This is a genomic window from uncultured Oscillibacter sp., assembly GCF_950073225.1.
In the GTDB taxonomy this organism is placed as follows: domain Bacteria; phylum Bacillota; class Clostridia; order Oscillospirales; family Oscillospiraceae; genus Oscillibacter.
In genome coordinates this window covers 1-22129 of record NZ_CATMPS010000044.1, presented here as the reverse complement: position 1 = coordinate 22129, position 22129 = coordinate 1, and the positions used below count along the sequence as shown (strand labels likewise).

The following is a 22129-nucleotide window of genomic DNA, read 5'->3' as shown; positions in this document are numbered from 1 at the left end:
AAACAGGAAAAAATAGTCTCCCACAGCGATGACAAACACCGCCAGGGTCAAAAGGCCGTAACGCCGCAATCCTTTGACCATAGCCGCCCTCACAAAAATTCCAGCACGCCGTCCAGCCGGCCCAGCACGGCGTCGGCGGCGCTTTGGTCCAGGGTCAGCTCCGGCCGGGGCTTTAGGGCGCAGACCCGAATCCCCGCCCGTTTGGCAGCGGTGATGCCGGTGGGGGAGTCCTCCACAGCCAGGGCGGTCTCCGCTGTCAGTCCCAGGGCCTCCATGGCCCGCAGGTAGATTTCCGGGTCCGGTTTGTGGGCAGCGCACTGCTCCCCGCTGATGCAGAAGTCTACCAGCTCCTCCGCCCCAGCCAGACGGACCACTTCCTTCACCGCCCCCAGATAGGAAGAGGAGGCGATTCCAATTTTCAGCCCCCTGTCCTTCAGGGCCCGGAAGAGGCTGGGAACCTGGGGGTTCAGCAGCTCTTCGTAGGGCACCGGATGCAGATGCCGGTAGGCCCGGTAGCCCATGAGCATCTCCTGCCGGAACTCCGGGTCGTCGGGGACCAGGGCCTCCCAGATGGCCCGCTCGTTGGAGCCCACGAAGCTGTTGCTGGGGCAGGGGAAATCCATCCGCTGGAAGAACTCCGCCCGCCGCTTCTGGTAGTACCACTCGCTGTCAATCAGCACGCCGTCCATGTCGAAAATCACGCCTTTTACCATGACGATCGCCTCCTAAAAGCAAGGGGAGGACGGGCTGTCCGCCCGCCCTCCCGGCAAGTGTATTTTGTACTCCGAATCAATATTCGATCTTCCACATGTAGCGGCGCTTGCTCAGGGGATGTTGGCGGATGAAGCTCAGCTCCTCGGCGAAGACCCGGAACACGGCAGTGTGGAGCAGGGGGTTGAAGTAGGTCGCCACATCGCTGGAGGCGGCGGAGGCGAGGTTATAGTCCTTGGCATCCACCACGGTGGTCAGGGCGTCGAAGCGCTGGAGGAAGGTCAGGGCCCGGGCGTCCACGGGGCGGGTCTTGCCGTCGTTCATCAGCAGGATGAAGGGCACATCCTTGTCCACGATCTCGAAGGGGCCGTGGAAGAACTCGCCGGAGTGGAAGGAGCCGGAGTTGATCCACTGCATCTCCATCATCAGGCAGATGGAGGTGGAGTAGGCCACCTCGGCGGAAGCGCCGGAGGACATGACATACACCACCGGGGCGTCGGCGTACTTGGCGGCGAATTCCTTGGCGGCCTTGCGGGCGGACTGGGCGCTGTTCTCGGCCAGCTCGAAAATCTTGTCGAAGCCAGAGAGCATCTGCTCGTACTTGTCATAGCCCTCGGTCTGCTGGAGGAGCTCCAGGGCCAGGGCCATGACGTAGCCCATCTTCTCCAGCTTGGCGGCGTAGTTGGCCTCGAAGCCGTGGACGATGGAGAAGTCGGCCTCCTTGGTCAGGGGGGAGCCGGCGGCGTGGGTCACGGCGATGACGGCGGCTCCGGCGGCCTTGGCCACGGAGTTGGCCTGGACGGTCTCCGGGGTATTGCCGCCCAGGGAGGCGGTGATGACCACGGTGTTCTCTCCCAGCCAGTCGGGGGTGTCGTTGTTGAACTCGGCGGCGGTGTAATGATAGGAGCGGAGCTTCTTGGCGGCGCTGGTCAGGAAATACTTGCCGGGGTACAGCTCGCTCTTGGAAGCGCCGCAGCCCACGAAGGCCACATTTTCAACGGTGCGGGAAGCGGTGATCTTGGAGACGATGTCGTGGACCATGCTCATGTCGATGTTATACATAATAATTTTCCTCCTGATATGTTTTAAAATGGTTGGGTGAAAGGTGAATGTATGAATGGTTTCCGATCAAACCAGGATGTGCAAAGCGTTAATGACGATGCCGCCCACGATGCAGATGGCCAGCAGCCAGCCTGTTTTGAAGCGCTTTTTAATCATGGCGTACATGGCCATGACCACCGCCAGATCCAGGGCGCAGGGGAGAATGGAGTCCACAATGTCCTGCAAAACCAATCCCGCGCTCTCAAAGGTAATCGGCGTCGTGATGCCCACCATGCTGGCCACCATGGCTCCTATGACCATCAAGCCCACGATGCCGCAGACGTACATGAGCTGGTCCATCATGCCGCCCTGGAGCTTGGTAAGGTACTTGCTGCCCATGGTATAGCCCAGCTTCCCGGCAAACCACGTCACCACGAAGGAGGGAACGAAGGAGATCAGCATGGCCAGGATGGGCCCCAGGATGCTGCCCTGCTGGGCCAGCTGGATGCCTAAGCCAAAGGCGATGATGCGGATGGTGCCCTGGAAGAAGCTGTCGCCCACGCCGGAGAGGGGGCCCATGAGAGAGGTTTTCACGGCGTTGATGGTGTCCGGGTTGAAGTTCTCCCGGTCGGCGGCGTACTGCTCCTCCATGGAGGCGGCGAGGCCCAGGGTGAAAGCGCTGGTCTGGGGCGTGCAGTTGTAGAAGGCCATGTGCCGCTGGTAGGCTTCCTTCTTATGGGCCAGCTGCTGGGGGTCCTTCTCGTCAGGGTAGATACGGTCCAGGGTGGGGGCGATGCCATAGAGGAAGCCCATGTTCATCTGCCGTTCGTAGTTCCAGGAGTCCTGGATGGCCCAGGAGCGCCAGAGGAACTGCCAGTATCTTCTGCGGTCGCTGATTTTCGCGCTGCTCATTGCGTCATCCTCCTTTACAGATCGTCGTCTTCCAGCGGGTCATAGTCGTCGGCCACAGGAGCGCCATTGGCGGAGGCGGGAGAGCCGCCCCGGAACTTCAGCCCCGTCAGCACCACGGCGATGATGCAGGCGAAAATGGCGATGGCCGTGATGTTCAAACCGATGTAGCCCACCAGGAAGAAACCCAGGAGGAAGAAGACCACCAGACTCTTGTTCAGCATACTGCTCAGCAGCAGGGCGATGCCGTAGGCGGTGAGGAACTTACTGCCCAGGTTCAGCCCGTCGGTGAGCCAGGCGGGAATGACTTCCACCAGCTTCTGCACGAAGTCGGTACCCAGGTAAACTGCCAGGAAGATGGGCACGAAATACATCAGGGAGTAGAGCACCGTGCCCCAGAGGATGTGCATGCTCCGTGCCCGGCGGAAGTTGCCCTGGAGGATGGCGGCGTCCGCCGCGTGAGTGAGGTTGGAGAGGATGGTCCGCATCAGCACGCCCAGCATCTGGCCCAGGACGGCGATAGGGATGGCCAGGGCCAGGGCGGTTTCCGTGCTGGCATCGGTGAGAATGGCGAAGGCGGAGCAGATGATGGCCGCCATGTTCATATCCGGGGGCGCCGCCGCACCGATGACCACCAGTCCTAAGCTCATCAACTCAATGGACGCGCCCACAGCCAGGCCCGTGGGGAGGTCGCCCAGAATCAGACCCACGATGGTGCAGGAGATCAGGGGCCGCTCAAAGTTCAGCCGACCCAGCAGGCGGGAGTCCAGGATACAGAACACGCCTACCAGCCCCAGGATCAGGGATGTCAAAAGCATAGGGGATTTCCTCCTTCTTGATTTCCGTTTCTCTGGATTACAGCTTCAGGGCCTCTTCTTTATGGCTGGGCGTCTGCTGCATGAAGATTTTGACGCCCGCGTCCAGCAGCTCTTTCGTCTGGGCAATCTCCTCGTCAGTCAGGAAGACGGACTGGCCGTACTGCTTGGTGCCGGGGCGGTTGGCGGTGGCCCCGTAGTTGATTTCCTTCAGCTTGGGATAGCCCTTGCAGAAGGCCCGGAGGGTAGCCACGTTCCCGAAGATAAACATGATGTTCTCATTCAGGGTTTCCACCTTGGGCATCTTGGCCAGGGCCTTCTCCAGGGGGAAGATGTTCAGCTTCACCCCGGTGGGCTTGCTGAGGGTCAGGGCGGATTTCTTGAGGTCGTCGTTTGCCGCCTCGTCGTCCACCACGATGATGCGCTGGGCGCTCACGTGGCCCGTCCAGGCGAACACCACCTGCCCGTGGAGCAGCCGGTAGTCCAGTCGTACCAGTTTGATCATAAATCGTCCTCCTCATTTTCCGCCGCCTGTTGCAGCAGTTTGTTGCAGTTCACAATCTGGCCACGGGCCTCCTCCAGGAACTCCTCGATCTCCCCGTCGCTGAGGGGGGCCTCCGCCGAGGCCAGATTCAGGGCAAGGCAGGCGTTGGTCCCGCACAGCAGGGTCGCCTGGGGGAACTCCGGCAGCAGCGTGAGCATGTCGTTGTTGACGCTTCCTCCCATGACGTCGGTGAGGATGTAGACCGCGTCCGCCGGGTCGAAGCCCTCCAGCAGCCGCCTCGCCCGGACGGCGATGGGTTCCGTTTCGTCCCGTGTGGTGGAGAGAACGTGGACGTTGGGGACCTCTCCCACAATCAGCTCCACCGTGTCGCGCATTCCGGCGGCCAGCCCGCCGTGGGACGCCAGGATCACTTGGTTCACTCGGATCACCCTTCCTTTCTTGCTCCTTGCGTAGTATCGTTATAAACGTTACATACGTTTCTTGTAAGGTCATAATAATCCGAAACCAATGAAATTGTCAAGGGATTTTCCGCAAATTTTTGCGTTTTGTAGGGTTGGATAATTTCAGGTATATTTCTTTGTATAAAACAGAAAGAGGCGTCCCTGTTGAAAGGGATGCCTCAAAGGCTTTAAGCGTTTAGGCCTTGTTTGAAAAATAGCGAGGAGTAGGCTAAATCAACAAAATAGCAATAGAAGCCAAGTAAACGAAGGCAAGAAAAGAAGCATCTAACTTGTCATATCTGGTGGCAATTCTGCGAAACCATTTAAGCTTTTGGAAGAAGCATTCAACCAAATGGCGCTCTTTGTATAACCACCAATCTACCGGCCATGGCTCAGAAACATTGCTCTGCGGCGGGATCACATAGCAGGCTCCTTGTTCTGAAATGTAACTTCGAATATTCTTTGCCCCATAAGCACGATCTGCCAATACATTACTACCTCTGACCGTGACCTTTTCCAGCAGTTCAACGGCATGGACTGAATCATGGTCATTCCCCGCAGACAGCATAAATTCAACCGGGTTCCCCAGCCCGTCCACAATTGCGTGCAGCTTTGTATTTAACCCTCCTCTGGTTCGCCCAATTGCCTTATTCGCCGTTTTTTCCCCCTCCATTGGCGCTTTCGTGAACCTTAACGCAAGTAGAGTCCAAACTCAGATTTTCCATATCCGCATCTTCGGACAAGGCGTGAAATATCGCTTCCAATGTACCATCATCCCGCCATTTGGCAAATCGGGCATAAACGGACTGCCAGGGGCCATACACCTCCGGCAGTTCCCGCCACTGCGCTCCGCTGCGGGCAATCCATAGCATTCCATTGAGCATTTTTCGGTCATCTTTCCGAGGCCGGCCTCGTTTCCCTGTCTTTGGGGGCGGAAGCACTGCTTTCACTCGTTCCCATTGTCCTTTTGTCAATTCATATCTCTTCATTCCTCTATTTTCGCACTTACCATCGATTTGTGCAATATTTATTTTTCAAACAAGCCCTAAACTTCCATCATAAATCTGCCGCCGATGTAATATTGCCGTCCAATGCAGAGGGGGCGGCCATCCCGGTTCACGAAGTAACAATTCAAATGGAGCAGGGCCTCGCCCACGGGAACGCTCAGGAGGGACGATTGTTCCGCCGTGGCCCGGACGGCCTCAATGGTACGGCGCTCCGTGGTCGCCACCCGGCAGCCGCTGACGGAGGCAATCAGGTCGAAGGCGGATTTGTTCTCCCAGTCGGCCTGCATCAAGGACTTGAACTCATCGTAAAGCATGAACAGGTTTTCCAGGAAAACCGGCTGCCCGTCGGCGGTCCGGACCCGCTGAATATAGAGAAGGAGTACGTCGTCTCCGCAGCTCCAGAAGGCTTTTTCGTCCTCCCGGACCGGGACAATCTTCCGCTCCAGCACCCGCGCACCGGCGGTCATGCCGTACTCTTCGCAGATCTTGGTGAAGCTCACCGCCTGGTTGCTGACGGAAAATTTCCGGTGAATGCGGGGCGTGCTGACGAAGGTGCCCCTTCCCTGCTGCTTGATGAGATACCCCTCGCTGCAAAGCTCCTCCACCGCCCGCCGGACGGTGACCCGGCTGACGGAGTACTCCGCGCTGAGTTCGGGTTCCGTGGGGATTTGCTCTTTCGGCTTGTATTTGCCGTGCTCAATGGCGGATTTGATATCGTCCTTGATCTGCTGGTACAGGGGGACAAAGGTGTTTTCGGACATAATGAGCTCCTCTTTCAGAACAGCATAGGTTACGCAATGTCGTTATAGACATTATATAATTTTATGATGTTTAATCATATCCAATTTCTTCCCGCAGGTCAAGCCCTAAAAAGGAGTTTCTGTAAAATTTTGAGAGTCCAGGATGCCCGAAGAAAAAGGAGGCTGGTCTGTTACGCAGAACCGAGAACCTCTGCGACAGAGGATTCATCTCACAAGGGCCGCCGCTCCCGTGCCTGTTGTATCTAAAGCCAAGGAACCGGGCCACCAGATCGCACACCTCCCAAGGATGTCCTGGAACATGAAGCATTTTCCGGTGTTCTATGTAGTGATCGATAAACTGCATAAGCTCTTTCACCGTAAAAGGTTGCAGAAAGGGTTTTCGAATGTCCGTCATGAGCTTCCTCCTTTCCTGTCGCGCTTGGCTTTCACATATGCATGGAACCGAACTGCATCGAGCTGGGCTCCTCCTGCTGTTCCTCATCTATGTCATCGCCAGACTGCGGCGTTTCAATCCGAGCCAAAACTGTATTTTCTTCCATGGTTTGATTTCCTGCTGCGTCGTCTGTGTCGGGGCTTAATTTAACGATGGACCAATTATCATCAAGAGACTCCTTCACCTTGGAGACCGCAGCATCCGTGGATTTGATCCTGCATAACCCCAGCTTACAGGCTCTATGAACACAAGAGGATTCGCTCCTGTTCAGGAGCCGCTGAGAGACCGCTTGTCCTTCTCTGGGATAATATTCTTTTATAATCGCGTCTTCCTCGTCGGTCCAAAAGTGCCCTTCAACAAGCAAGCCCAGCGCGGAGGCTTTTGCCTGACATGTCATAGCTGTCCGGCCAGGCAGAAGTTCAGCAACCGCTTTTCCTAATTTGGGATAATTTTCCCTGAGAATCTCTATTTCTGCGTCGGTCCATTTTAACTTCTGGGCGGATACTCCAAGTTTCAATGCCATATTTTCACAAGCATTCACGGAACGGTGGGGCAGTAGCTTGTGGACTCCGGCCGCTCCTACCTTTGGGCAGAACTCTTTTAAAATGGCAAGCTCATCATCTGTCCACTTTTTCCCCCTTCTAGGCGTTTTGCAGCTGGCGGTGAGATTGAGCTTTCTCGCCCTGCTGATACAAGCGCTCTCTGTCCTGCCCGGCAGCAAGGCCATTACCTTTATGCCCAAGGATGGATAGTGCTTTTTTAAAATTTCAAGCTCATTTTCCGACCATTTCTGATTTTCAACAGGAGGCTGTACACCTAAAAAGACGGCTCTTTGATAACAAGCGCTCTTTGTCCGCCGGCCCTCGAAAAGGCTGGCGACCGATGGGCCCATTTGAGGAAAATGTACTCTTATAATTTCATCTTCTTCCGGCGTCCATTTTCTTGATTGTGAGGTGCCTTCCGTTCTCCCTGCCATGGTCCGAATAGCGGCGCTACTTCTGCCCGGAAGCAAAATACCAATGTCTAAGCCCATTTCTGAATAATGGTTTTTTAGGATTTCCAGCTCCTTTTCAGACCAAGGACCTGCTGATTGGTCGTGTATTTTCATCTTCTTGGCCATTGTTCCACAGGCGGTGTCTGTTCGGCCTGGCAGAAGGGCCATAACTTTGGGGCCTATGATTGAATAATATCTCGAAAGAATGTCCAGTTCGTAAAGGCTCCAGCTAACATGATGCGGGGTCTGGGTAAACTTGACGTTCGTATGTAATCCAAGTCCATCCGCTTTCAGCTTGCAGTCATACGCTGTGCGCATCAGGAGCAGCTCGGATGTCTTTTTAGCGCCAAGCGGCGGGTAATTCTTGGTCAGGATAGCGGTTTCATCCTCAGACCATTGCCTGCTGTATCCAAAGCCAAGGAATCGGGCCACCAGATCGCACACTTCCCAAGGGTGCCCCGGAACATGGAGCATTTCTTTATGTTCTATGTAGTAATCGATAAACTGCATCAGCTCCTTCACTGTGAAGGACTTCAAAAATGGCTTTCGGATGTCCGTCATGAGCTTCCCCCTTCGCGGAGTAAACGCCGGCGATGTTCCAGGTACCGTGTTCTGTCCATCCTGCTGTCTCCCGAATCTGACGCGCCATGGACCTGGAGTTGATCTTGATGCGGTTGGATTTGAAGACCTCCGGGCGGAAGAAGGCGGTGAATTGAGGGCTCAATGCCGAGGCGGCCTGAACCGCAAGCTGGCAGGTTTCCGCATTGAGCAGGACCCGGACGAAGGCTGCCCGATGGAGCACATCGGCGGTTCTGACATTGAAACTCAGGCCGTTGCGCCCCACGGTCACGACAGGATACTCTTTGTTCATGGCTGTCAGCTCCTTCATACTATTCGCACGATCCGTTCCCATAGGAGCAGATGACTTTCGTCAATTTCCCAGTCCCCGTGACAGTGGCCGAACAGCCAGCGGCGATATCTGGCCTTCTGTCGAACCTCTTCGAGGAAGTCCGTCAGCGTGTCCTGCGGACGGCCCAGTTCTTCCGCGATACCGCCGGGCGGACTGTGGGTGATGATGTAGTCTACCTCCCAGCGGTGAGCGTCCAAGGTCCGCCTGGCCTCGGCATATTCCTCTTTCGAGGGAAGCTCCTCTGGCCACCAGGATTGGCCCACGATCCGATACTGTTCGCGGCCCTCCCCGAGCAAACGGAAGAGCCTTTCGTAATAATCAGGCGCGGCCGGGTCCAGAATGCCGTCGTCGACGTCATGGGATGAGGCCCCTCCCATGGTGAAGAAGGTATGTCCTTCCAGCGTGAAGAATTGGCCGCGCATGAGGTGGATGACGTGAGGGCGGAGGAACTGAACCTTTCCGCCGTTCCATTCCTCAACGGGGTACTTGGAAAGGGCGGTGAAGTTTTCGTGATTTCCATCCACGAAGGCAACTGTAAACGGCAGGTCCTCGAGAATCGCTAACTGAATCTCGTCCCTCCGGCCTCCGTGCCACAGGGCTCCAAAATCGCCGCAGACGATCATGGTATCCTCTTTCGTCATGACCTTCATTTCCGGGAAACGGTCGGGGCTGAACCGGGAGAAGTTTCTATGAGTGTCACCTGTTACATAAATCATGCTTGCCGCCTCCTTCAAAGCTCCCTTGGGGCTTGTCTACCTTCCCGCGCATTGCCGGCCTCGGCTGCTTGCCGTAGCGCTGGACCTTGCGTGAGTTCAGTCATCTGCTTCCATTGGATGATGAATCGGTCGTCGACTACGCAGTCCCGATGGTAATGCCCAAGGAACCAGTGTTGGAACCGGCACAGGCGTTTTACTGTTTGCAGAAAATCCGTCAGCCTATCGGGAGTATAACCTTTATCAAGTTTTGCCTGTATACTGGTCGGCGCGCAGTGTGTCAAAACACAGTCCACCTGCCAGTTTGCCCGCTCCAGATTCCTGATTGCCTCCTCATATTCCGCGTCCGATGGCAGCTCCTCGGGCCACCAGGAAACGCCTTTTACCCGAAACATCTGCCGCGTCCTGCGTTTGAACCAGTATTCTCGCTCAAAACCGGGGGCCTCCGGATCAAGGATTCCGTCCTGGATATCGTGGGAGGCCGCGCCGCCCATGGCGAAGAAGGTCAGACCGCTGATCTCGAAGACTTGTCCGCGCATGAGGTGGATCACGTGGGGCCGGACACAGTGGACCCTTCCACCGTTCCAAGTATGAACAGGCAGGGCGTTCAGCATCTCAAAATTTTCGTGGTTTCCATCTACAAAAAGGGTCGTAAACGGCTTTTCCTCCAGCCAGTCGAGCCAGCTTCTTTCCGCGGAAGTACCGGCGAACACGCCGCCGAAATCGCCGCAGATTATCACGGCGTCCTCTCTTGTCATGGCCTTTGCCTGCGGGAAACGTTTGGAGCTGAATCGGGAAAAATCCCCGTGTGTGTCGCCGGTTACATAAATCATCAGGAAGCCGCCTTCTGCCGTTCTACGAAAATCGTTTGGACGATTTTCGTCCCATTTTTAAATGTAATCTCAATCTCGTCCTTGGACAGCACTTTGACCTCCCCCACCAGCTGGTGGACGATACTCTCGTTCCACTCCGTGACCTCCGCCGGAGCCTCCGCCATAACCTGTTCCGCCCATTCGAGCCGCCGCGTCAGCAGGTCGTTCTCAGCCCGGAGGCCCAAGACGTGGGCCTTGCGCTCCTTCAGCGCCGCCAGCTGTTCGCTGATGTCACGGAATTGGTCCATATTCCGCTGGATACTCTCCTCGCCGTCCGTCTCGTTCATGAGGCTGTCGAACCGTTTGGAGAGGTCCCCGATGGCCCGCTCAATATCCCCGAGGCTCATGACCTCGCCGGGGACTGGAGCCAGCTCCTGTGCCATTTCAGAGGCCACTCCGTCTGCCAGCACGTCCTTGCGGCTCATGAGGATATTGACGGCGGCCAGCGCGGCCTGCTGGAGCGACTTCTCATCCAGAGTGGGGGAGCGCTTGCAGTAGGTCCTTCCGTGGTCAATCCGGTTGACGCAGCGCCACACGGGACGTTTCATTCCCTTCTGCGTCCAGACGACGCGGCGGTATGGCGTGCCACACTCCCCGCAGATGAGGAGCCCTGTCAGAGCGTGCTTGGAGCTGTACTTCCCAAGGCCGGTGGGGGCGCTCTTTTTCGTGCCGGCGGCCACGGCCTTCCGGCGGAGCGTCTCCTCCTGGGCGGCGTCGAACATCTCCCGGCTGATGATGGCCTCGTGATGATTCTGGGTCCAGTATTTGGGGAGCTGCCCGGTGTTGACCACCGTTTTCTTGCTGATGCAGTCCTTGCGGAAGGTCTTCTGCATGATCACGTCGCCGCAGTATTTCTCATTTTGGAGGATGGATTGCAGGGTGGAGATGTTCCAGGAAACCTCCCCGGTAGCGTAAGGGATTTGTTCCGCCTCCAGCTGGGCCTTGATGGCCCGGAGGGTATCCCCGGCCAGATAGCGTTTGAAGATGAAGCGGATGATTTCAGCCTGTTCCGGCACAATCTCCGGCTTGCCATTCTCGCCGCGGATATAGCCAAGAAGGTGCTTATACTGAATGACCACCCTGCCCTCCTTCATGGCCTGTTGCTTTCCCCAGATCACGTTTTTGCTGGTGCTCTCGCTTTCAGACTGGGCGAAGGCGCCGTAGAGCGTGAGCAGGAACTCGCTCTCCCAGGAGATGGAGTTGAGGTTCTCCTTCTCGAAAATCACGGGGATGCCCAGCTGCCGCAGCTCACGGGTGTATTCGATGGTATCCAGCGTGTTCCGGGCGAAGCGGGAGAGGGACTTCGTGAGGATCAGGTCGATTTTGCCTCTCCGGCACTGGCGGATCATGCGCTGGAAGTCCTTTCGGCTCTTGACGGAGGTGCCTGTTTTCCCTTCGTCAGCGAATACGTCTGCCATGATCCAGTCCGGATTTTCCTTGATTTTTTCGGTATAGTAGCCTTTTTGAGCCTCGTAGCTGGTGAGCTGCTCCTCGTCGTCGGTGGAAACGCGGCAGTAGGCGGCGACGCGGAGCTGCTTTTTCGCGGCCTGGGACTGCGCGGTTTCCTTCACCGGAGGAATCACAATGAGCTTGCTGGGGGCGGTAGTCATTTTAGAGGACCTCCTTCCACAATTTGACCGTTTTTCAACTGAACGAGTGCGTGGCGATTTCGTATCGTGATTCTCTGAACGCTGCCGTGAAGCAGGTCCACGTCCAGGCTTTTCAGGGGAACGGCCCGCCCAAATACACGGCGGAGGCGTTCCGTTTCATATTCTTCGGGGCCGATGGCGTCCAGGCGTTCGGCGGCGAGGGCCAAGGCGGTGCGCCTGGCGGCGTCCTCATCCACGGGGGCCTCTCCAAGTAGGTCCGCCAGCTTCTGCTGTAGGATTTTAGCTTGCGCCGTATCCTCGGGTTCCGAAGTGGGAGCCTGGATGAAGCCGGGGTCCGCAATCAGGCGGTTCAGAATGCCAAGCACCTGGCCCTCCACATATTTGGGAGGATTTCCGCCGCAGAGCCGACGCAGCTCTTTCTGCGCCGGCGCCTTTGTGATGGGAGCGGTCCGCTCTTTCTTCTGCGCCTGTGCTCTCTGAAAATCTTCTGCCGGAATCACGGCTGGAAAATCGCCGCAGCCGGTGTACTTGGCGTTCTCCAGAATACGGGCCACCATATTTTTGTTCCAGAGCTTGTCCGCGTCATAGGCAGGACCTGCATCACGCAGATGCTCTACCAGAGCGGCGTAGGACGCCCCGGCCAGATACCGCCGGAAGATATCGCGGACTGCCTCCGCCTCCACGGGATGCTCCATGACTGTGCCCCGCTCCATCCGGTAGCCGAAGGGCAGCTTTCGATTACTGGCCATCATCGCACCGTCCTTTCGATGTTCTCCGTCAGCTCCAGCCCGTTGATGAGGCGGAACCGGAGCCGCTCATTGCTCTCCACGATGATTTTGTCGACCAGCTCATCGAACAGCTCCCCGTCGAAGGCGTCCAGGAAGCCCGGTGCGTTATCGAGGATATCCAGTAGCTCCTTGGTCTGGGCGATGGTCTGGTCCTCCTCAGCGTCCAGGAGACGGCTCTTCGCCTGCTTGGCGGCGCGGAGCTGTTCGGCCAGCCGGTCGGTTCGGGATATAAAAATATCAGGATCGACAGCGCCCTGCTTTTTCAGCACGGCCAACAGTCGTTCCTGACGGGTGGTTTCCGCTATTTGATTGTTCAGCTCCACGATGTCCAGGCTCCAGAGGAGCCGGCGGCTGCGCGCGGTCTGGAGGTCCGAGAGAAGCTGTTCCAGGACGGGGTGGCCCTGGTGCTGGAGCTTGTAGTACAGTCGGAGGAAGGCCGAGTGGATCGCATCATCTGGGATTCGTCCAACGGGGCATTTGTCTGCGTTAATAGAATGCGTCCGGCAAACCCTATATGTAATATCTTTGCTCCGGTGCAGCCTAAATCCTGCGCCACAGCAGCCGCAGAAAATATGACCTCTCAAACCGCCTTCTTCTTTACCCGAAGAGTAGAATCGGTCCTTTCTCTGAGACAGAAGAGATTGCGTCTTCTCAAAAACCGACTTTTCGATGATGGCAGGGTGTGTTTCTTTTGCGTAATACTGCGTCCGCTCTCCATGGTTTTTAAGTTCACGGTAGGGCAAGCTGTCCGTTCGATAGCTTTTCTGCCAGAGGGAATCACCAATATATTTTTCGTTTCGCAAAATGCGGCTTACAGCTTGGAAGGTCCATCTGCGCGTTGATAAAGCTGGCGTAGTTGCTTTTCGCGCTTCCAGTCCCTCCGCAATGTCTCCAGTGTTTGCGCCTGATAAATAACTTTCAAAAATTTCACGGACATATTTGGCGGTGGATTCATCAATTACTGCGCGGCCATCAGAGCCTTTTTTGTATCCGAAAGGAAGCGTCATCGGGACGAAAGTTCCTCTTTCCATCCGCCGTTGGAAACTCATCCGCATATTCTGGGAAATAGATTCGCTTTCCTTTTGTGCCAGGGAGGCGAAGATGGAGGCCAGCATCTCACCGGAGACCATGGAGCTGTCGATGTTCTGCTCCTCGAAGCAGACGCCCACGCCAATGGACTTCAGCTCCCGCGTAGCCTTGAGGAAATCCTTGGTATTCCTTGCAAACCGGGATACGGACTTCACCAGGACCTTGTCGATCAGGCCCCGCCTGCAGTCGGAGAGAAGGCGTTGGAAATCGTCGCGCTTATCCACCGAGGTGCCGGTAATGCCTCTGTCGGCGTAGATGTCTACCAGCTCCCAGTCCGGGTTTCCGCCGATGAGGGCGGTGTAGTAAGCGTTCTGCGCGGCGAAGGAGTTGAGCTGGTCCAGAGAATCCGAGCTGACGCGGCAGTACGCCGCTACCCGGAGCTTTCGGGCCTCGGGCTGCTCCGCCGCCGGGATGGTGACGAGGCGGGGAACCGCTTTCAGGGCCAGGGAACCGTCGATTTTCTTCTGCTCTGCCATTCATACCACACCTCCTTCGGCAAGCAACACATTACCACAGAATCCATGAGATAGCTAGAAAAAGAGAACGGGCAAAATCAACAAATAATGATGCTGGCTCCGTTTTTCACTGCCAGCCGCGCGGCGATTTTCTTGAACTCAGTGTCATTGATGACTCCAGCTTTCAGGAGCGCTTTCAGCAGATTGACCTGCCCCAGCAGGTCGATGTTCGGGTTATTCATACGGGGGTCCTCCTATCTCAAAATGCTTGATATCACAAAAACAGGGACCGCCGCCGTTGCGGATTCGCCTGTGTGGTTTCTGACCGATCCGTGCGTTGCTAGACCTGACTGCGGCACAGACTTGACCGCGGCGGCGATCCCTGGTGCTTCTGATATCAAGACTTTCCTGTAAAGTCTCATTTCCACGCCTGCATTCGACACTACTTCCCCAGGCGTCAGGGCGAAGGACTTGGACGGCGGCTGGCTGGACCACCTCACGGGGCTTCCACCCCCCGGCAGGATCTCTGTCGGCTGCCCTCCTTGCTTGCGGCTGGGACGGGGCAGGAGTATCATTATCCCTGGCAGGGTTCATGGCGAAACAGCCCGCCACAGGCTGTTTTTCGGACGGATGTGACCGCTCTGCACCTTCGTTGGCCGTAATTGATAAAAGCGGAGGAATTCACTGCAATCTCGCCGCGTTTACAGGTGGTCTTGGCGCATCCTCCAGCGTCGCTGTCCCCTCTCGTCAAGGGGACCTGTCAGGAACGTATCCAAGTCTTCGGATGTTCAGTTGTCAAAGAACAGGAGAGGCAGCCTTTGTTTTGCCTCTTACCTTTCTATTGGGAACTTTTTTCCCCTTTGACAACCAACAACTTTAAAGTTTTCAAAATTTTGTTTTTGCGCTTATGAACCGCATTTTGAGATAAACCAAATTCAGAGGCTAAATCACGTTCGCTTTTGCGGTCCTGCGCCAAAATAAGGGCGTCGATGATTGTGTAACTCTCATCATCCAGGGCGTTAAGCGCTTCCTTCAGCGCTTTTCGGAGAATGGACGCCATCGCTTGTTCCTCGGTGCTGGCGGCCATGTCGGGGATCAGATCTCCTTGGCTGCCATTTTCACCACCGCACAAAGGCAGAAGCTGCACTTGGGATTCCTGCGCTTGCAGATAGTCGCTGTGGTCCTTTTCCTTGCGCCAATCCTTATACTCCGCCTCCGTGGCCTCGATCATGAATTCGTCCATCTCGATGAAGTACCGGCCTTTCCCAGCGGGGGAGGTGAGGAGCTGGTAGAACTCTTTCCCGTTGATCGCAGTCCATTCAATATCCGAGCCGATAGCCGAGGGGTCCCTTTTTATGTAATATTGTTTCGCCATGTGGCAAACCTCCATATTCTGAAATTTTGAAAAGTCAAGATTCCAGAAGCGGAGGACCACGGCATCCAGGAGAATACCGGAGGACGTAAGCTAATAAAAAGAAACAGCCGCTTTTGTGGCTTAACACAAAAGTGGCTGTTTGAAGGGCATAATTAACTTTCTGGGTAGATTTAACTAACCGTTGAATATAGATGGTACTCCCTGCTCTACCCCTCAATTTCATATCCAAGCCATTCCACGCAAGGGCCCTTCTTTATAAAATCCAGAAAGAAGCGTGTTCAGGCCATTTGGGGTATTACAGATTCTGACGCATAAAGCGGCGGAAAATATCTATACCGTTTGTAAAGGGTCTTTTAACACATTTAATTCATTGACGGTGGTTCTATGCTGCCTAAAAGCTACCGTGGAGGTAGTATATATCTAGGACGGCGCGAAATTTGTCGAATTAGCTCGAACGATACACATCTTAACTATATATTGCCAGATATTGCAACCAACATGTAAGAAAACGTGAGATAGGAAGAGGGTCGAAAATATCCCTGCCCTTATCCTGTTGAGGGGCTGACAACTTCGTGGAAGACATCTGTACTCTAAGTCTGCCCCGTGAATGCATATCCTCGTCCCCGCCGGGTGACGATTGTCTTTGGACAGGAGGGAACATCTTCGATTTTTTCCCGTAGGCGGCGTACCGTTATATCTACGAGTCTAGTTTCACCTATGTAAGAGTAATTCCATACCAGCTCGAACAGCTCCTCCCGGGAGAACACTCTGCCCGGTTCGCTTGCCAAACAGCAAATCAAATCGTATTCCTTCTGCGTCAGCTCAATCGGCAGCCCATCCTTTAACACCAATGACTGCTCAGTATCAATCTCAATCCTCCCAAAGGCCAGGAATCGCGCCGGGTTCCCACTGTTCACTTCACCTCCCACGCCCCAAATATTGGCGTTAATCAGCATCAACAGCTCCTTCATGTGAAAGGGCGTTTGAATATAACCAATACTCAAATTCAGCGCAGACAGCATGTCCGCTTCTTTTTCCGAGGAAAGAAACAGTAAAATTGGCTTGTGGATTCCAGCCTCACGCAATTCCCAGCAAACATCAAATTTATCCGGCTCTTTTTGTTCTAAATCCAGGATGACTAAATCCGGCTGATATTCTTTTGCCAGACGCAGTCCATACGGCCCATTGTCCGCCCGGATGATTTGATACCCTTCCCGGCCCAACGCAAACGCCAGGATTTCAAGGACCCGCTTATTATCCTCAATCACCAGCAGCTTTTTCCGCAAAGGAAGCACCCCCCTACATCAATCCGTAGTCTTTTGCAAACTGCTGCACCATCTTGTTGAATTTGTATACCACGTCTTCCGGCAAACGCTGGCTGGTCAACACCTTGGGCAATACCACCCCGGAAGTGTTTTTATCCTCCCTGCGGAACGTGACCTGACTCGTCTCCAAATGCAGGGCTTTTATTCTGTAGCCCTGGCTTAACCAGGAATTGGTGATGTTAAAGCTCTGCTCTGAAAACAGGAACTTATGAAAAGGAAATTCCTCGGACCGCCACATGGGGGAGCTCAGTTCCTGCGTGTCGTCATACCAGAACGCCTCAAAACAGTATGCCTCCCAGGGCAGGTGATCTCCCAAGATGCGTTCGATCTCCTGGAATTTCAGACAAATAACCGGCTGTTTGCTTTTACGAAAATACTCGGTCAACTCTATGTACGGAGAATCGTCAGCTGGAGAGTGATTTTCAAACCCCTCCAGCATGGAGAAGAGGTCAATATGCTCCCCTTGTACTTCGCTGTCATCAAACTGCACCTGATATCCGCATTGCCGGTGTACATATTGGAGATTTCGCACATTCCAGCCCCGCCCTAATTCCCTTTCAACCAGCTCCACTTCCTGGTCGGCCAGCATCCTCGCTCCACAGTATGCGCAGCGCCCGCTTTGCCGGGTCCATACTCCCCGGTATTTCCCGTTGCTTTTCTGTATATTCCGGCGATGCTGAAGGTAGATTTGGTAGTCCTGGTCCAGATACGGATTAAAATTTAACCGGCAGGGCTTGTGTCGCATGATTGGCAGAGGGGCCAGACAGTTTATTCTGACTGAGTGATCTCCTGGCAAAACAAAAACATGATTCCAGCCGTCTCTCACCCAGAACTTATTCAAAACTGTTTTCTGGTGCCAGCGCGGATACTTCATGCACATCTTTTTAACCAATAATCCTTCAACAACCGAGTCAATATGCCGGAAATCCATATAGGCGTCCTCTGTACGGTGGTAATGCCCCCAACCGGCCAGCTTCCAGTTGACCTCCTTAATCAAATCCCTCTGCGTCCCAGAAAAGTTCATGATAAGGTTTTTCAGCTCGGCTTCAAACTGTATGATGGAGCTTTCAGCAGGTTTTACGGAAAGGCATCCGTTTTTAAACTGATAGTGTCTGCCAATGTAATCAAAGCCCTCATAAACGTTAGTGATATGTGTTTTTTCAGGATGAAGTCGCAGCCCACGATAGGCAAGAAATTCTTCTACGATCTGCATAATCAGCTCTGCCTGTGTACGGTCTCGAGCGGTTATCACCATGTCGTCCAAAAGCCGGTTTAAATTCCCGTTTGGATAGTCCACACCGCCGGAGGGATAAAGCCGGTCATAAATATAGGATTGCAGTCCATCCAACATCATGTTCCCCAATTTGGGGGACAGAGCGGAGGCCATAGACATTCCCTTGTCTGTTGGAAACAGCTCCCCGTTCCTTATCATTCCCGCCTTCAGAAACTTCCGCAGCACTGCTTTATCCATAAGGATATTCTCAACGAGCCAATCATGCGCCACGGTAGCATAAAACGTCTGTACGTCGGCAATGACTACCCAGGTCGGCGCGTTTTCCATACTCAGATCGTGGAGCAAATGGGCGTTAGGGTCAAGGGTAGAGCGCCCTTTTCGAGCGAAAAAAGATTTCTTATCCGCTGTCGATTCCGCAACGGGGTCCAGGGCGAAGGAATATAAGATTTGCATGGCCCGGTCCCTCATGGTCGGAATCAGGTTGATCCGCACCTTCCTGTGCTCCTCCAGCTCTCTGTAAAGGTAAGGGAGGGGCCGGTAGCCCCTCGCAATCAAGGACTGCGCGGCTCTTGCCTTCTGGGCGTCGGTAGTCCAGCGAACGCCGTCCACTCCCGGCGAATTGCTGCCATTCAGGACTTCCCTCACGGCCAGCGCACGCGCCGCCCAGGAGCCCACCAGTTGGCGCTGCAGCTGGTCTACCTTGTCCCACTCCCGGTTGTAGGCGGCGTAAGCCAGATCCTGTTGTAACAGCAGTAAAATACCCTGCAATCGGTCCCAATCAATGGAACCCCAAATAGCGGCCATATCCGCGTCGTCGATCTCCCGCTTGGGCTTCACAGGATAGAAAAGCATAGAAATGGGGCAGTGGTCCGAGGCGAGGATGTCCTTGTGAAATCGAATACTTTGCACGAAAGACAGCAGCTCCCCGGAAACGAGAAAATAGTTCAGCCGCGAACCGCGATTTTCGGCGCGGTTTTTATTTTTCGGCCCCCACCACGTATAAGCTCCCGCTTTGTTTGGATTCAATACCCGAAAAGCGTCAACAACTCCAGTGGCGAGGAGCTTGTCAAACCCATCCCGGACCTCTGAGCGGAAAAGCGGGTCGTCCGGCTCATTTTTCCCGTTCTCGGGATAGCTGTCAATGTAAGCGTGGGTTACATTGAAATCACCGCACAAAACGACGGGCTTCGGCAGTCTGGCGATATATTCCCGCAGGGCCTCGTCCCACTCCAGACGAAAATCCGGCCTGTCTGGGGAGTTGTGGGGGTGAACGCTGGGAACATACACGTTGACAATATAGTAATCCGCATATTCCAGCGTAATGAGGCGGCCCTCCTCATCGAATTTGCTGCTTCCGAATCCTGTAGACCACGATAATGGAGGCTGCTTTGCCAGAACCAGCGTACCGGAATAACCTGGGCGTTGGGCAAGATTCCAAAACTGATGATAGCCCGGCGTGTTCAGAGCGCACTTGGTCTTAATCTCCTGGCAGCACACGACATCCGGTTTTGTATCGGCCAAAAAGCGCAGAAACCCCTTCCTGCGGCAAGCTACAATTCCATTCACGTTCCAGCTTATGATCTTCATTGAAAAGACCCCCTCCAGAATCCGCCACTATTTTTTATAGGCTATTTGTCAGCTCCCGCATGCGACGGGCCGCTAACGCCTTTTTTATATTTGTCAGGAAAACGTCATACAAACAGCTGCCGTGCTCCGTTAGAAAGTGAGAAACTCTGTGCCGGCCTCCGCTGTTTCCCGTATGAAAACATGATCATTTTGGGGCCCCAGAAAGAAGCGTTGCTGGTTGTGCCGGAGTTGATTATTTTAGTGAACTTAGAAACGATGGAACCTCTCTCCAATGCCGATACGGCGGTTGGCCAGCGCGTTTTGTTGTTAGGAGTCCCCGCACCCCGGCAGTGGTGGGATAAACCTGCCGGCTACGATTGCTGGGCCAACATTCTTAAGCAGATTGGCTATTGTGAGATTGGTCCCGCTGTTAGGATTTAATATCTACATACAGAGTATCCATCTTTTATAAGGAGGGGAAAATTTAGTTATGGCAAAAAAAGCAATCGAGACTTCTGGGTTGAGCGAGGTCAAGCAGGAGGACAAGAAGCGCTGGTGGGAGATTGCGTTCATCTGGGCGGGCTCCGTCTGCTGCGTTCCGGCTCTGATGGTGGGCGGAATCATCACCACCGGGCTCACCTTTTCCCAGGCGTTCCTGGCGATGATGATTGCCTACGGCATCTGCGTGGTCATGATGATTCTGATGAGCGTCCAATCCACCGATCTGGGCGTCCCGACGGTGGTGGCCGTCTCCGGCGCGTTTGGCAAAAAGGGAAGCAGTTATGTCATTTCCGCGATTATATCGTTTTGCTTTATCTGCTGGTTCGGGTTCCAGGCGGCGCTCTGCGGAGAGGCGTTTGCGGGTATTCTCAATACATTCGGCATTCCGCTTCCCGGGCTTCTGTCCACGATTTTGTGGGGGGGCGGTTATGTGCATCACCGCCGTGGTAGGCATTAACCTGATCAAGTGGCTGAACGTCATCTCCATTCCCGCCCTGATTGTAATTTTGGCCTATGCCATGATCGTGGTATTCCGCGACCCAGCGTCTGCCCAAGCGATTCGCGATTATGTTCCTCCGACAAGCATGTCCATGGTGGCGGCTGTGGGTTCCGTACTGGGCGGATTCTCCGCCGGAAGCGTTCTCTCTGGCGATACGACCCGGTACTGCAAAAGCCGCAAAGACGTGGTGATCTCCAGCATTGTCGGCGTGATTCCCATGGGCGTGGGAACGCTCCTGGCCGGCGGCATCCTGGCGATCCACTCGGGAGCGCTGGGCATGGATACCAGCAGCATCGTCTCCATGCTTACCAGCATTGGAAGTCCCATTCTGGGCATGCTGGTCCTGGTATTGGCGACCTGGACCACCAATGTCTCCAACGCTTACTCCGCCGGGTTCGCCCTGCTCAACCTCACCGGAGCAAAAGATGAGAAGCGCACGACTATGACCCTGGTTGCCGGCATCGTGGGCACTCTTCTCGCGGTTTTCGGAATTGCGAACTACCTGAACGGTTTCCTGAACATCCTCTCGGTTACCATTCCCCCCGTGGCTGGCGTGGCGGTTATGGACTATTATGTCAAGCACAAGGCCAATCCGGCCAGCTGGAAGCCGGTGGAGGGAGTTAAGGAACCACTGATGAAATCCCCGCACACAGCTTCACGCCATAAATTCCCGCTGGACTGCGTTAGAAAATCTTGAAATCCGTCAGGATTCCTGCGATTTTCTTCCTTGTCAGCAGAAATTTCTGGCGCAAATCTGCACACGTTGATTTAATCAGTGCTTCCTTAATCTGGCTGGGTTAATCTCCTGGTTGGCCGGGGCGGTTTTCGCACTGGCTCTGCCGAACCTGCTAATCCCGGCCCTCAACTCTGTGGTGATCGCGTGTGTAGGGTATTTAGTGCTGTATCCCGTTTTCTACAAAAAAGAAGCGGATTGAAAAGCGCACCTTTCCACAGACAGTGGAAATTAAATACGTAAAGGAGGCTCTCCCAATGGCATTGAAGATCAAGAACATCATCCCTGTGACCGGCGACATCATCACCCCGGAAATGCTTGACTACATTCGAAAGTATCTCTCGCCTGATACGGAGCTCAGCACCTCTCAAATCAAGGTGGGCACGCCCTCCATTGAGTGTGCGTATGACGAGGTTCTTTGCAGCCCGGATATCCTCCGGCTGTGCAAGGAGGCCGAAGAGGAGGGCTGCGACGCCATCTTCATCAATTGCTATGGCGATCCTGCGGTGAGAGCCGCCAGAGAGTATGTGAACATCCCCGTGTTCGGCGGCTTTGAGCCCTCCATGTTCCTCTGCATGGGCTTGGCGGACAAGATTGCCATCGTGACCATGATGAAGAATGTGATTCCCCTGGCGGAGTCTAACGTGGCGAAGGAGCATTTTGACGGGCGTATCTGCTGCGTTCGCGCGATTGGCATCCCTGTGGAAGAGCTGTCGCAGCATGACCGGGTAGTGGACGCCCTGGTCCGGGAGTCCCTGGAGGCAATCCGGGTGGACGGCGCGCAGGCGATTTCCTTGGGCTGCACGGCTATGGTCGGCGTGGCGGAGGATGTTCGCGACGCTC

23 protein-coding genes and 1 pseudogene are annotated in these 22129 nt (G+C 54.9%); 4 read left to right on the top strand and 20 right to left on the bottom strand.

Features of this window, described 5'->3' with window-relative positions:
• Window positions 1–89: 89 nt before the first annotated feature.
• From Q1M04_RS14705 to Q1M04_RS14610, 20 genes and pseudogenes are all read right to left on the bottom strand, one after another.
• A complete protein-coding gene (locus Q1M04_RS14705; RefSeq protein WP_204791022.1) occupies window positions 90–713 on the bottom strand; it encodes an HAD family phosphatase in 624 nt (207 codons plus the stop codon).
• 76 nt (window positions 714–789) lie between these two features.
• Window positions 790–1773, bottom strand: coding sequence for an SIS domain-containing protein (locus Q1M04_RS14700; RefSeq protein ID WP_204791021.1), 984 nt, complete (start codon window positions 1771–1773; stop codon window positions 790–792).
• A 66-nt stretch (window positions 1774–1839) separates the two neighbouring features.
• Window positions 1840–2664: a PTS system mannose/fructose/sorbose family transporter subunit IID gene (locus tag Q1M04_RS14695; RefSeq protein WP_204791020.1), complete on the bottom strand. Its 825-nt coding sequence runs from the start codon at window positions 2662–2664 to the stop codon at window positions 1840–1842.
• A 14-nt stretch (window positions 2665–2678) separates the two neighbouring features.
• Window positions 2679–3479 (bottom strand): PTS sugar transporter subunit IIC, encoded by an 801-nt coding sequence (locus Q1M04_RS14690; RefSeq protein WP_204791019.1) that lies wholly within the window; start codon window positions 3477–3479, stop codon window positions 2679–2681.
• Between the two features lie 37 nt (window positions 3480–3516).
• Window positions 3517–3981 (bottom strand): PTS sugar transporter subunit IIB, encoded by a 465-nt coding sequence (locus Q1M04_RS14685; protein ID WP_204791018.1) that lies wholly within the window; start codon window positions 3979–3981, stop codon window positions 3517–3519.
• A complete protein-coding gene (locus Q1M04_RS14680; RefSeq protein WP_204791017.1) occupies window positions 3978–4400 on the bottom strand; it encodes a PTS sugar transporter subunit IIA in 423 nt (140 codons plus the stop codon). Before Q1M04_RS14680 ends, Q1M04_RS14685 begins: the two co-directional genes overlap by 4 nt.
• 250 nt (window positions 4401–4650) lie before the next feature.
• Window positions 4651–5410, bottom strand: a pseudogene (locus Q1M04_RS14675) (IS5 family transposase).
• Between the two features lie 56 nt (window positions 5411–5466).
• Window positions 5467–6189, bottom strand: coding sequence for a GntR family transcriptional regulator (locus tag Q1M04_RS14670; RefSeq protein WP_300448500.1), 723 nt, complete (start codon window positions 6187–6189; stop codon window positions 5467–5469).
• Between the two features lie 70 nt (window positions 6190–6259).
• On the bottom strand, window positions 6260–6583 hold the full coding sequence (locus Q1M04_RS14665) for a hypothetical protein (RefSeq protein ID WP_300448497.1): 324 nt from the start codon (window positions 6581–6583) through the stop codon (window positions 6260–6262).
• Between the two features lie 31 nt (window positions 6584–6614).
• On the bottom strand, window positions 6615–8177 hold the full coding sequence (locus Q1M04_RS14660; protein ID WP_300448493.1) for a hypothetical protein: 1563 nt from the start codon (window positions 8175–8177) through the stop codon (window positions 6615–6617).
• On the bottom strand, window positions 8095–8487 hold the full coding sequence (locus Q1M04_RS14655) for a hypothetical protein (RefSeq protein WP_300448490.1): 393 nt from the start codon (window positions 8485–8487) through the stop codon (window positions 8095–8097). Before Q1M04_RS14655 ends, Q1M04_RS14660 begins: the two co-directional genes overlap by 83 nt.
• Before the next feature lie 14 nt (window positions 8488–8501).
• Window positions 8502–9242: a metallophosphoesterase gene (locus Q1M04_RS14650; RefSeq protein WP_300448487.1), complete on the bottom strand. Its 741-nt coding sequence runs from the start codon at window positions 9240–9242 to the stop codon at window positions 8502–8504.
• Between the two features lie 14 nt (window positions 9243–9256).
• A complete protein-coding gene (locus Q1M04_RS14645; protein ID WP_300448484.1) occupies window positions 9257–10072 on the bottom strand; it encodes a metallophosphoesterase in 816 nt (271 codons plus the stop codon).
• Entirely contained in the window at window positions 10072–11721 is a 1650-nt protein-coding gene (locus tag Q1M04_RS14640; RefSeq protein WP_300448481.1) for a recombinase family protein, read from the bottom strand. The genes Q1M04_RS14645 and Q1M04_RS14640 overlap by 1 nt, the downstream gene beginning before the upstream one ends.
• A complete protein-coding gene (locus tag Q1M04_RS14635) occupies window positions 11718–12470 on the bottom strand; it encodes a recombinase family protein (protein ID WP_300448478.1) in 753 nt (250 codons plus the stop codon). The genes Q1M04_RS14640 and Q1M04_RS14635 overlap by 4 nt, the downstream gene beginning before the upstream one ends.
• Window positions 12470–14074, bottom strand: a complete 1605-nt coding sequence (locus Q1M04_RS14630) for a recombinase family protein (RefSeq protein WP_300448475.1) — start codon at window positions 14072–14074, stop codon at window positions 12470–12472. Before Q1M04_RS14630 ends, Q1M04_RS14635 begins: the two co-directional genes overlap by 1 nt.
• A 77-nt stretch (window positions 14075–14151) precedes the next feature.
• Entirely contained in the window at window positions 14152–14295 is a 144-nt protein-coding gene (locus Q1M04_RS14625; RefSeq protein WP_300448472.1) for a hypothetical protein, read from the bottom strand.
• Window positions 14296–14891: 596 nt separating this feature from the next.
• Window positions 14892–15428 carry a hypothetical protein gene (locus Q1M04_RS14620; protein ID WP_300448469.1) on the bottom strand — a complete coding sequence of 179 codons (537 nt, stop codon included), beginning with the start codon at window positions 15426–15428 and terminating at the stop codon, window positions 14892–14894.
• Between the two features lie 590 nt (window positions 15429–16018).
• A complete protein-coding gene (locus Q1M04_RS14615) occupies window positions 16019–16714 on the bottom strand; it encodes a response regulator transcription factor (protein WP_300448466.1) in 696 nt (231 codons plus the stop codon).
• A gap of 13 nt (window positions 16715–16727) precedes the next feature.
• Window positions 16728–19574, bottom strand: a complete 2847-nt coding sequence (locus Q1M04_RS14610; RefSeq protein ID WP_300448463.1) for an exodeoxyribonuclease III — start codon at window positions 19572–19574, stop codon at window positions 16728–16730.
• A 180-nt stretch (window positions 19575–19754) separates the two neighbouring features.
• On the opposite strand from Q1M04_RS14610, the gene Q1M04_RS16255 reads away from it, so the two are divergent.
• The 4 genes from Q1M04_RS16255 to Q1M04_RS14595 form a co-directional block, all read left to right on the top strand.
• On the top strand, window positions 19755–19994 hold the full coding sequence (locus Q1M04_RS16255) for a hypothetical protein (RefSeq protein ID WP_366140840.1): 240 nt from the start codon (window positions 19755–19757) through the stop codon (window positions 19992–19994).
• A 49-nt stretch (window positions 19995–20043) separates the two neighbouring features.
• Complete coding sequence (locus tag Q1M04_RS14605) at window positions 20044–20511, top strand: cytosine permease (RefSeq protein WP_300448461.1); 468 nt, start codon at window positions 20044–20046, stop codon at window positions 20509–20511.
• On the top strand, window positions 20483–21250 hold the full coding sequence (locus Q1M04_RS14600) for a cytosine permease (protein ID WP_300448456.1): 768 nt from the start codon (window positions 20483–20485) through the stop codon (window positions 21248–21250). Before Q1M04_RS14605 ends, Q1M04_RS14600 begins: the two co-directional genes overlap by 29 nt.
• 293 nt (window positions 21251–21543) lie before the next feature.
• Window positions 21544–22129, top strand: a 586-nt coding sequence (locus tag Q1M04_RS14595) for an aspartate/glutamate racemase family protein (protein ID WP_300448453.1), incomplete at its 3' end; no start/stop codon positions are given.

Excerpts from the sequence above, each read along its gene's own strand:
- Q1M04_RS14705 (WP_204791022.1), bottom strand. The coding sequence starts at position 713 with ATGGTAAAAGGCGTGATTTTCGACATGGACGGCGTGCTGATTGACAGC.
- Q1M04_RS14700 (WP_204791021.1), bottom strand. The coding sequence starts at position 1,773 with ATGTATAACATCGACATGAGCATGGTCCACGACATCGTCTCCAAGATC.
- Q1M04_RS14695 (WP_204791020.1), bottom strand. The coding sequence starts at position 2,664 with ATGAGCAGCGCGAAAATCAGCGACCGCAGAAGATACTGGCAGTTCCTC.
- Q1M04_RS14690 (WP_204791019.1), bottom strand. The coding sequence starts at position 3,479 with ATGCTTTTGACATCCCTGATCCTGGGGCTGGTAGGCGTGTTCTGTATC.
- Q1M04_RS14685 (WP_204791018.1), bottom strand. The coding sequence starts at position 3,981 with ATGATCAAACTGGTACGACTGGACTACCGGCTGCTCCACGGGCAGGTG.
- Q1M04_RS14670 (WP_300448500.1), bottom strand. The coding sequence starts at position 6,189 with ATGTCCGAAAACACCTTTGTCCCCCTGTACCAGCAGATCAAGGACGAT.
- Q1M04_RS14665 (WP_300448497.1), bottom strand. The coding sequence starts at position 6,583 with ATGACGGACATTCGAAAACCCTTTCTGCAACCTTTTACGGTGAAAGAG.
- Q1M04_RS14660 (WP_300448493.1), bottom strand. The coding sequence starts at position 8,177 with ATGACGGACATCCGAAAGCCATTTTTGAAGTCCTTCACAGTGAAGGAG.
- Q1M04_RS14655 (WP_300448490.1), bottom strand. The coding sequence starts at position 8,487 with ATGAACAAAGAGTATCCTGTCGTGACCGTGGGGCGCAACGGCCTGAGT.
- Q1M04_RS14650 (WP_300448487.1), bottom strand. The coding sequence starts at position 9,242 with ATGATTTATGTAACAGGTGACACTCATAGAAACTTCTCCCGGTTCAGC.
- Q1M04_RS14645 (WP_300448484.1), bottom strand. The coding sequence starts at position 10,072 with ATGATTTATGTAACCGGCGACACACACGGGGATTTTTCCCGATTCAGC.
- Q1M04_RS14640 (WP_300448481.1), bottom strand. The coding sequence starts at position 11,721 with ATGACTACCGCCCCCAGCAAGCTCATTGTGATTCCTCCGGTGAAGGAA.
- Q1M04_RS14635 (WP_300448478.1), bottom strand. The coding sequence starts at position 12,470 with ATGGCCAGTAATCGAAAGCTGCCCTTCGGCTACCGGATGGAGCGGGGC.
- Q1M04_RS14630 (WP_300448475.1), bottom strand. The coding sequence starts at position 14,074 with ATGGCAGAGCAGAAGAAAATCGACGGTTCCCTGGCCCTGAAAGCGGTT.
- Q1M04_RS14625 (WP_300448472.1), bottom strand. The coding sequence starts at position 14,295 with ATGAATAACCCGAACATCGACCTGCTGGGGCAGGTCAATCTGCTGAAA.
- Q1M04_RS14620 (WP_300448469.1), bottom strand. The coding sequence starts at position 15,428 with ATGGCGAAACAATATTACATAAAAAGGGACCCCTCGGCTATCGGCTCG.
- Q1M04_RS14610 (WP_300448463.1), bottom strand. The coding sequence starts at position 19,574 with ATGAAGATCATAAGCTGGAACGTGAATGGAATTGTAGCTTGCCGCAGG.
- Q1M04_RS16255 (WP_366140840.1), top strand. The coding sequence starts at position 19,755 with ATGATCATTTTGGGGCCCCAGAAAGAAGCGTTGCTGGTTGTGCCGGAG.
- Q1M04_RS14605 (WP_300448461.1), top strand. The coding sequence starts at position 20,044 with ATGGCAAAAAAAGCAATCGAGACTTCTGGGTTGAGCGAGGTCAAGCAG.
- Q1M04_RS14600 (WP_300448456.1), top strand. The coding sequence starts at position 20,483 with ATGTGCATCACCGCCGTGGTAGGCATTAACCTGATCAAGTGGCTGAAC.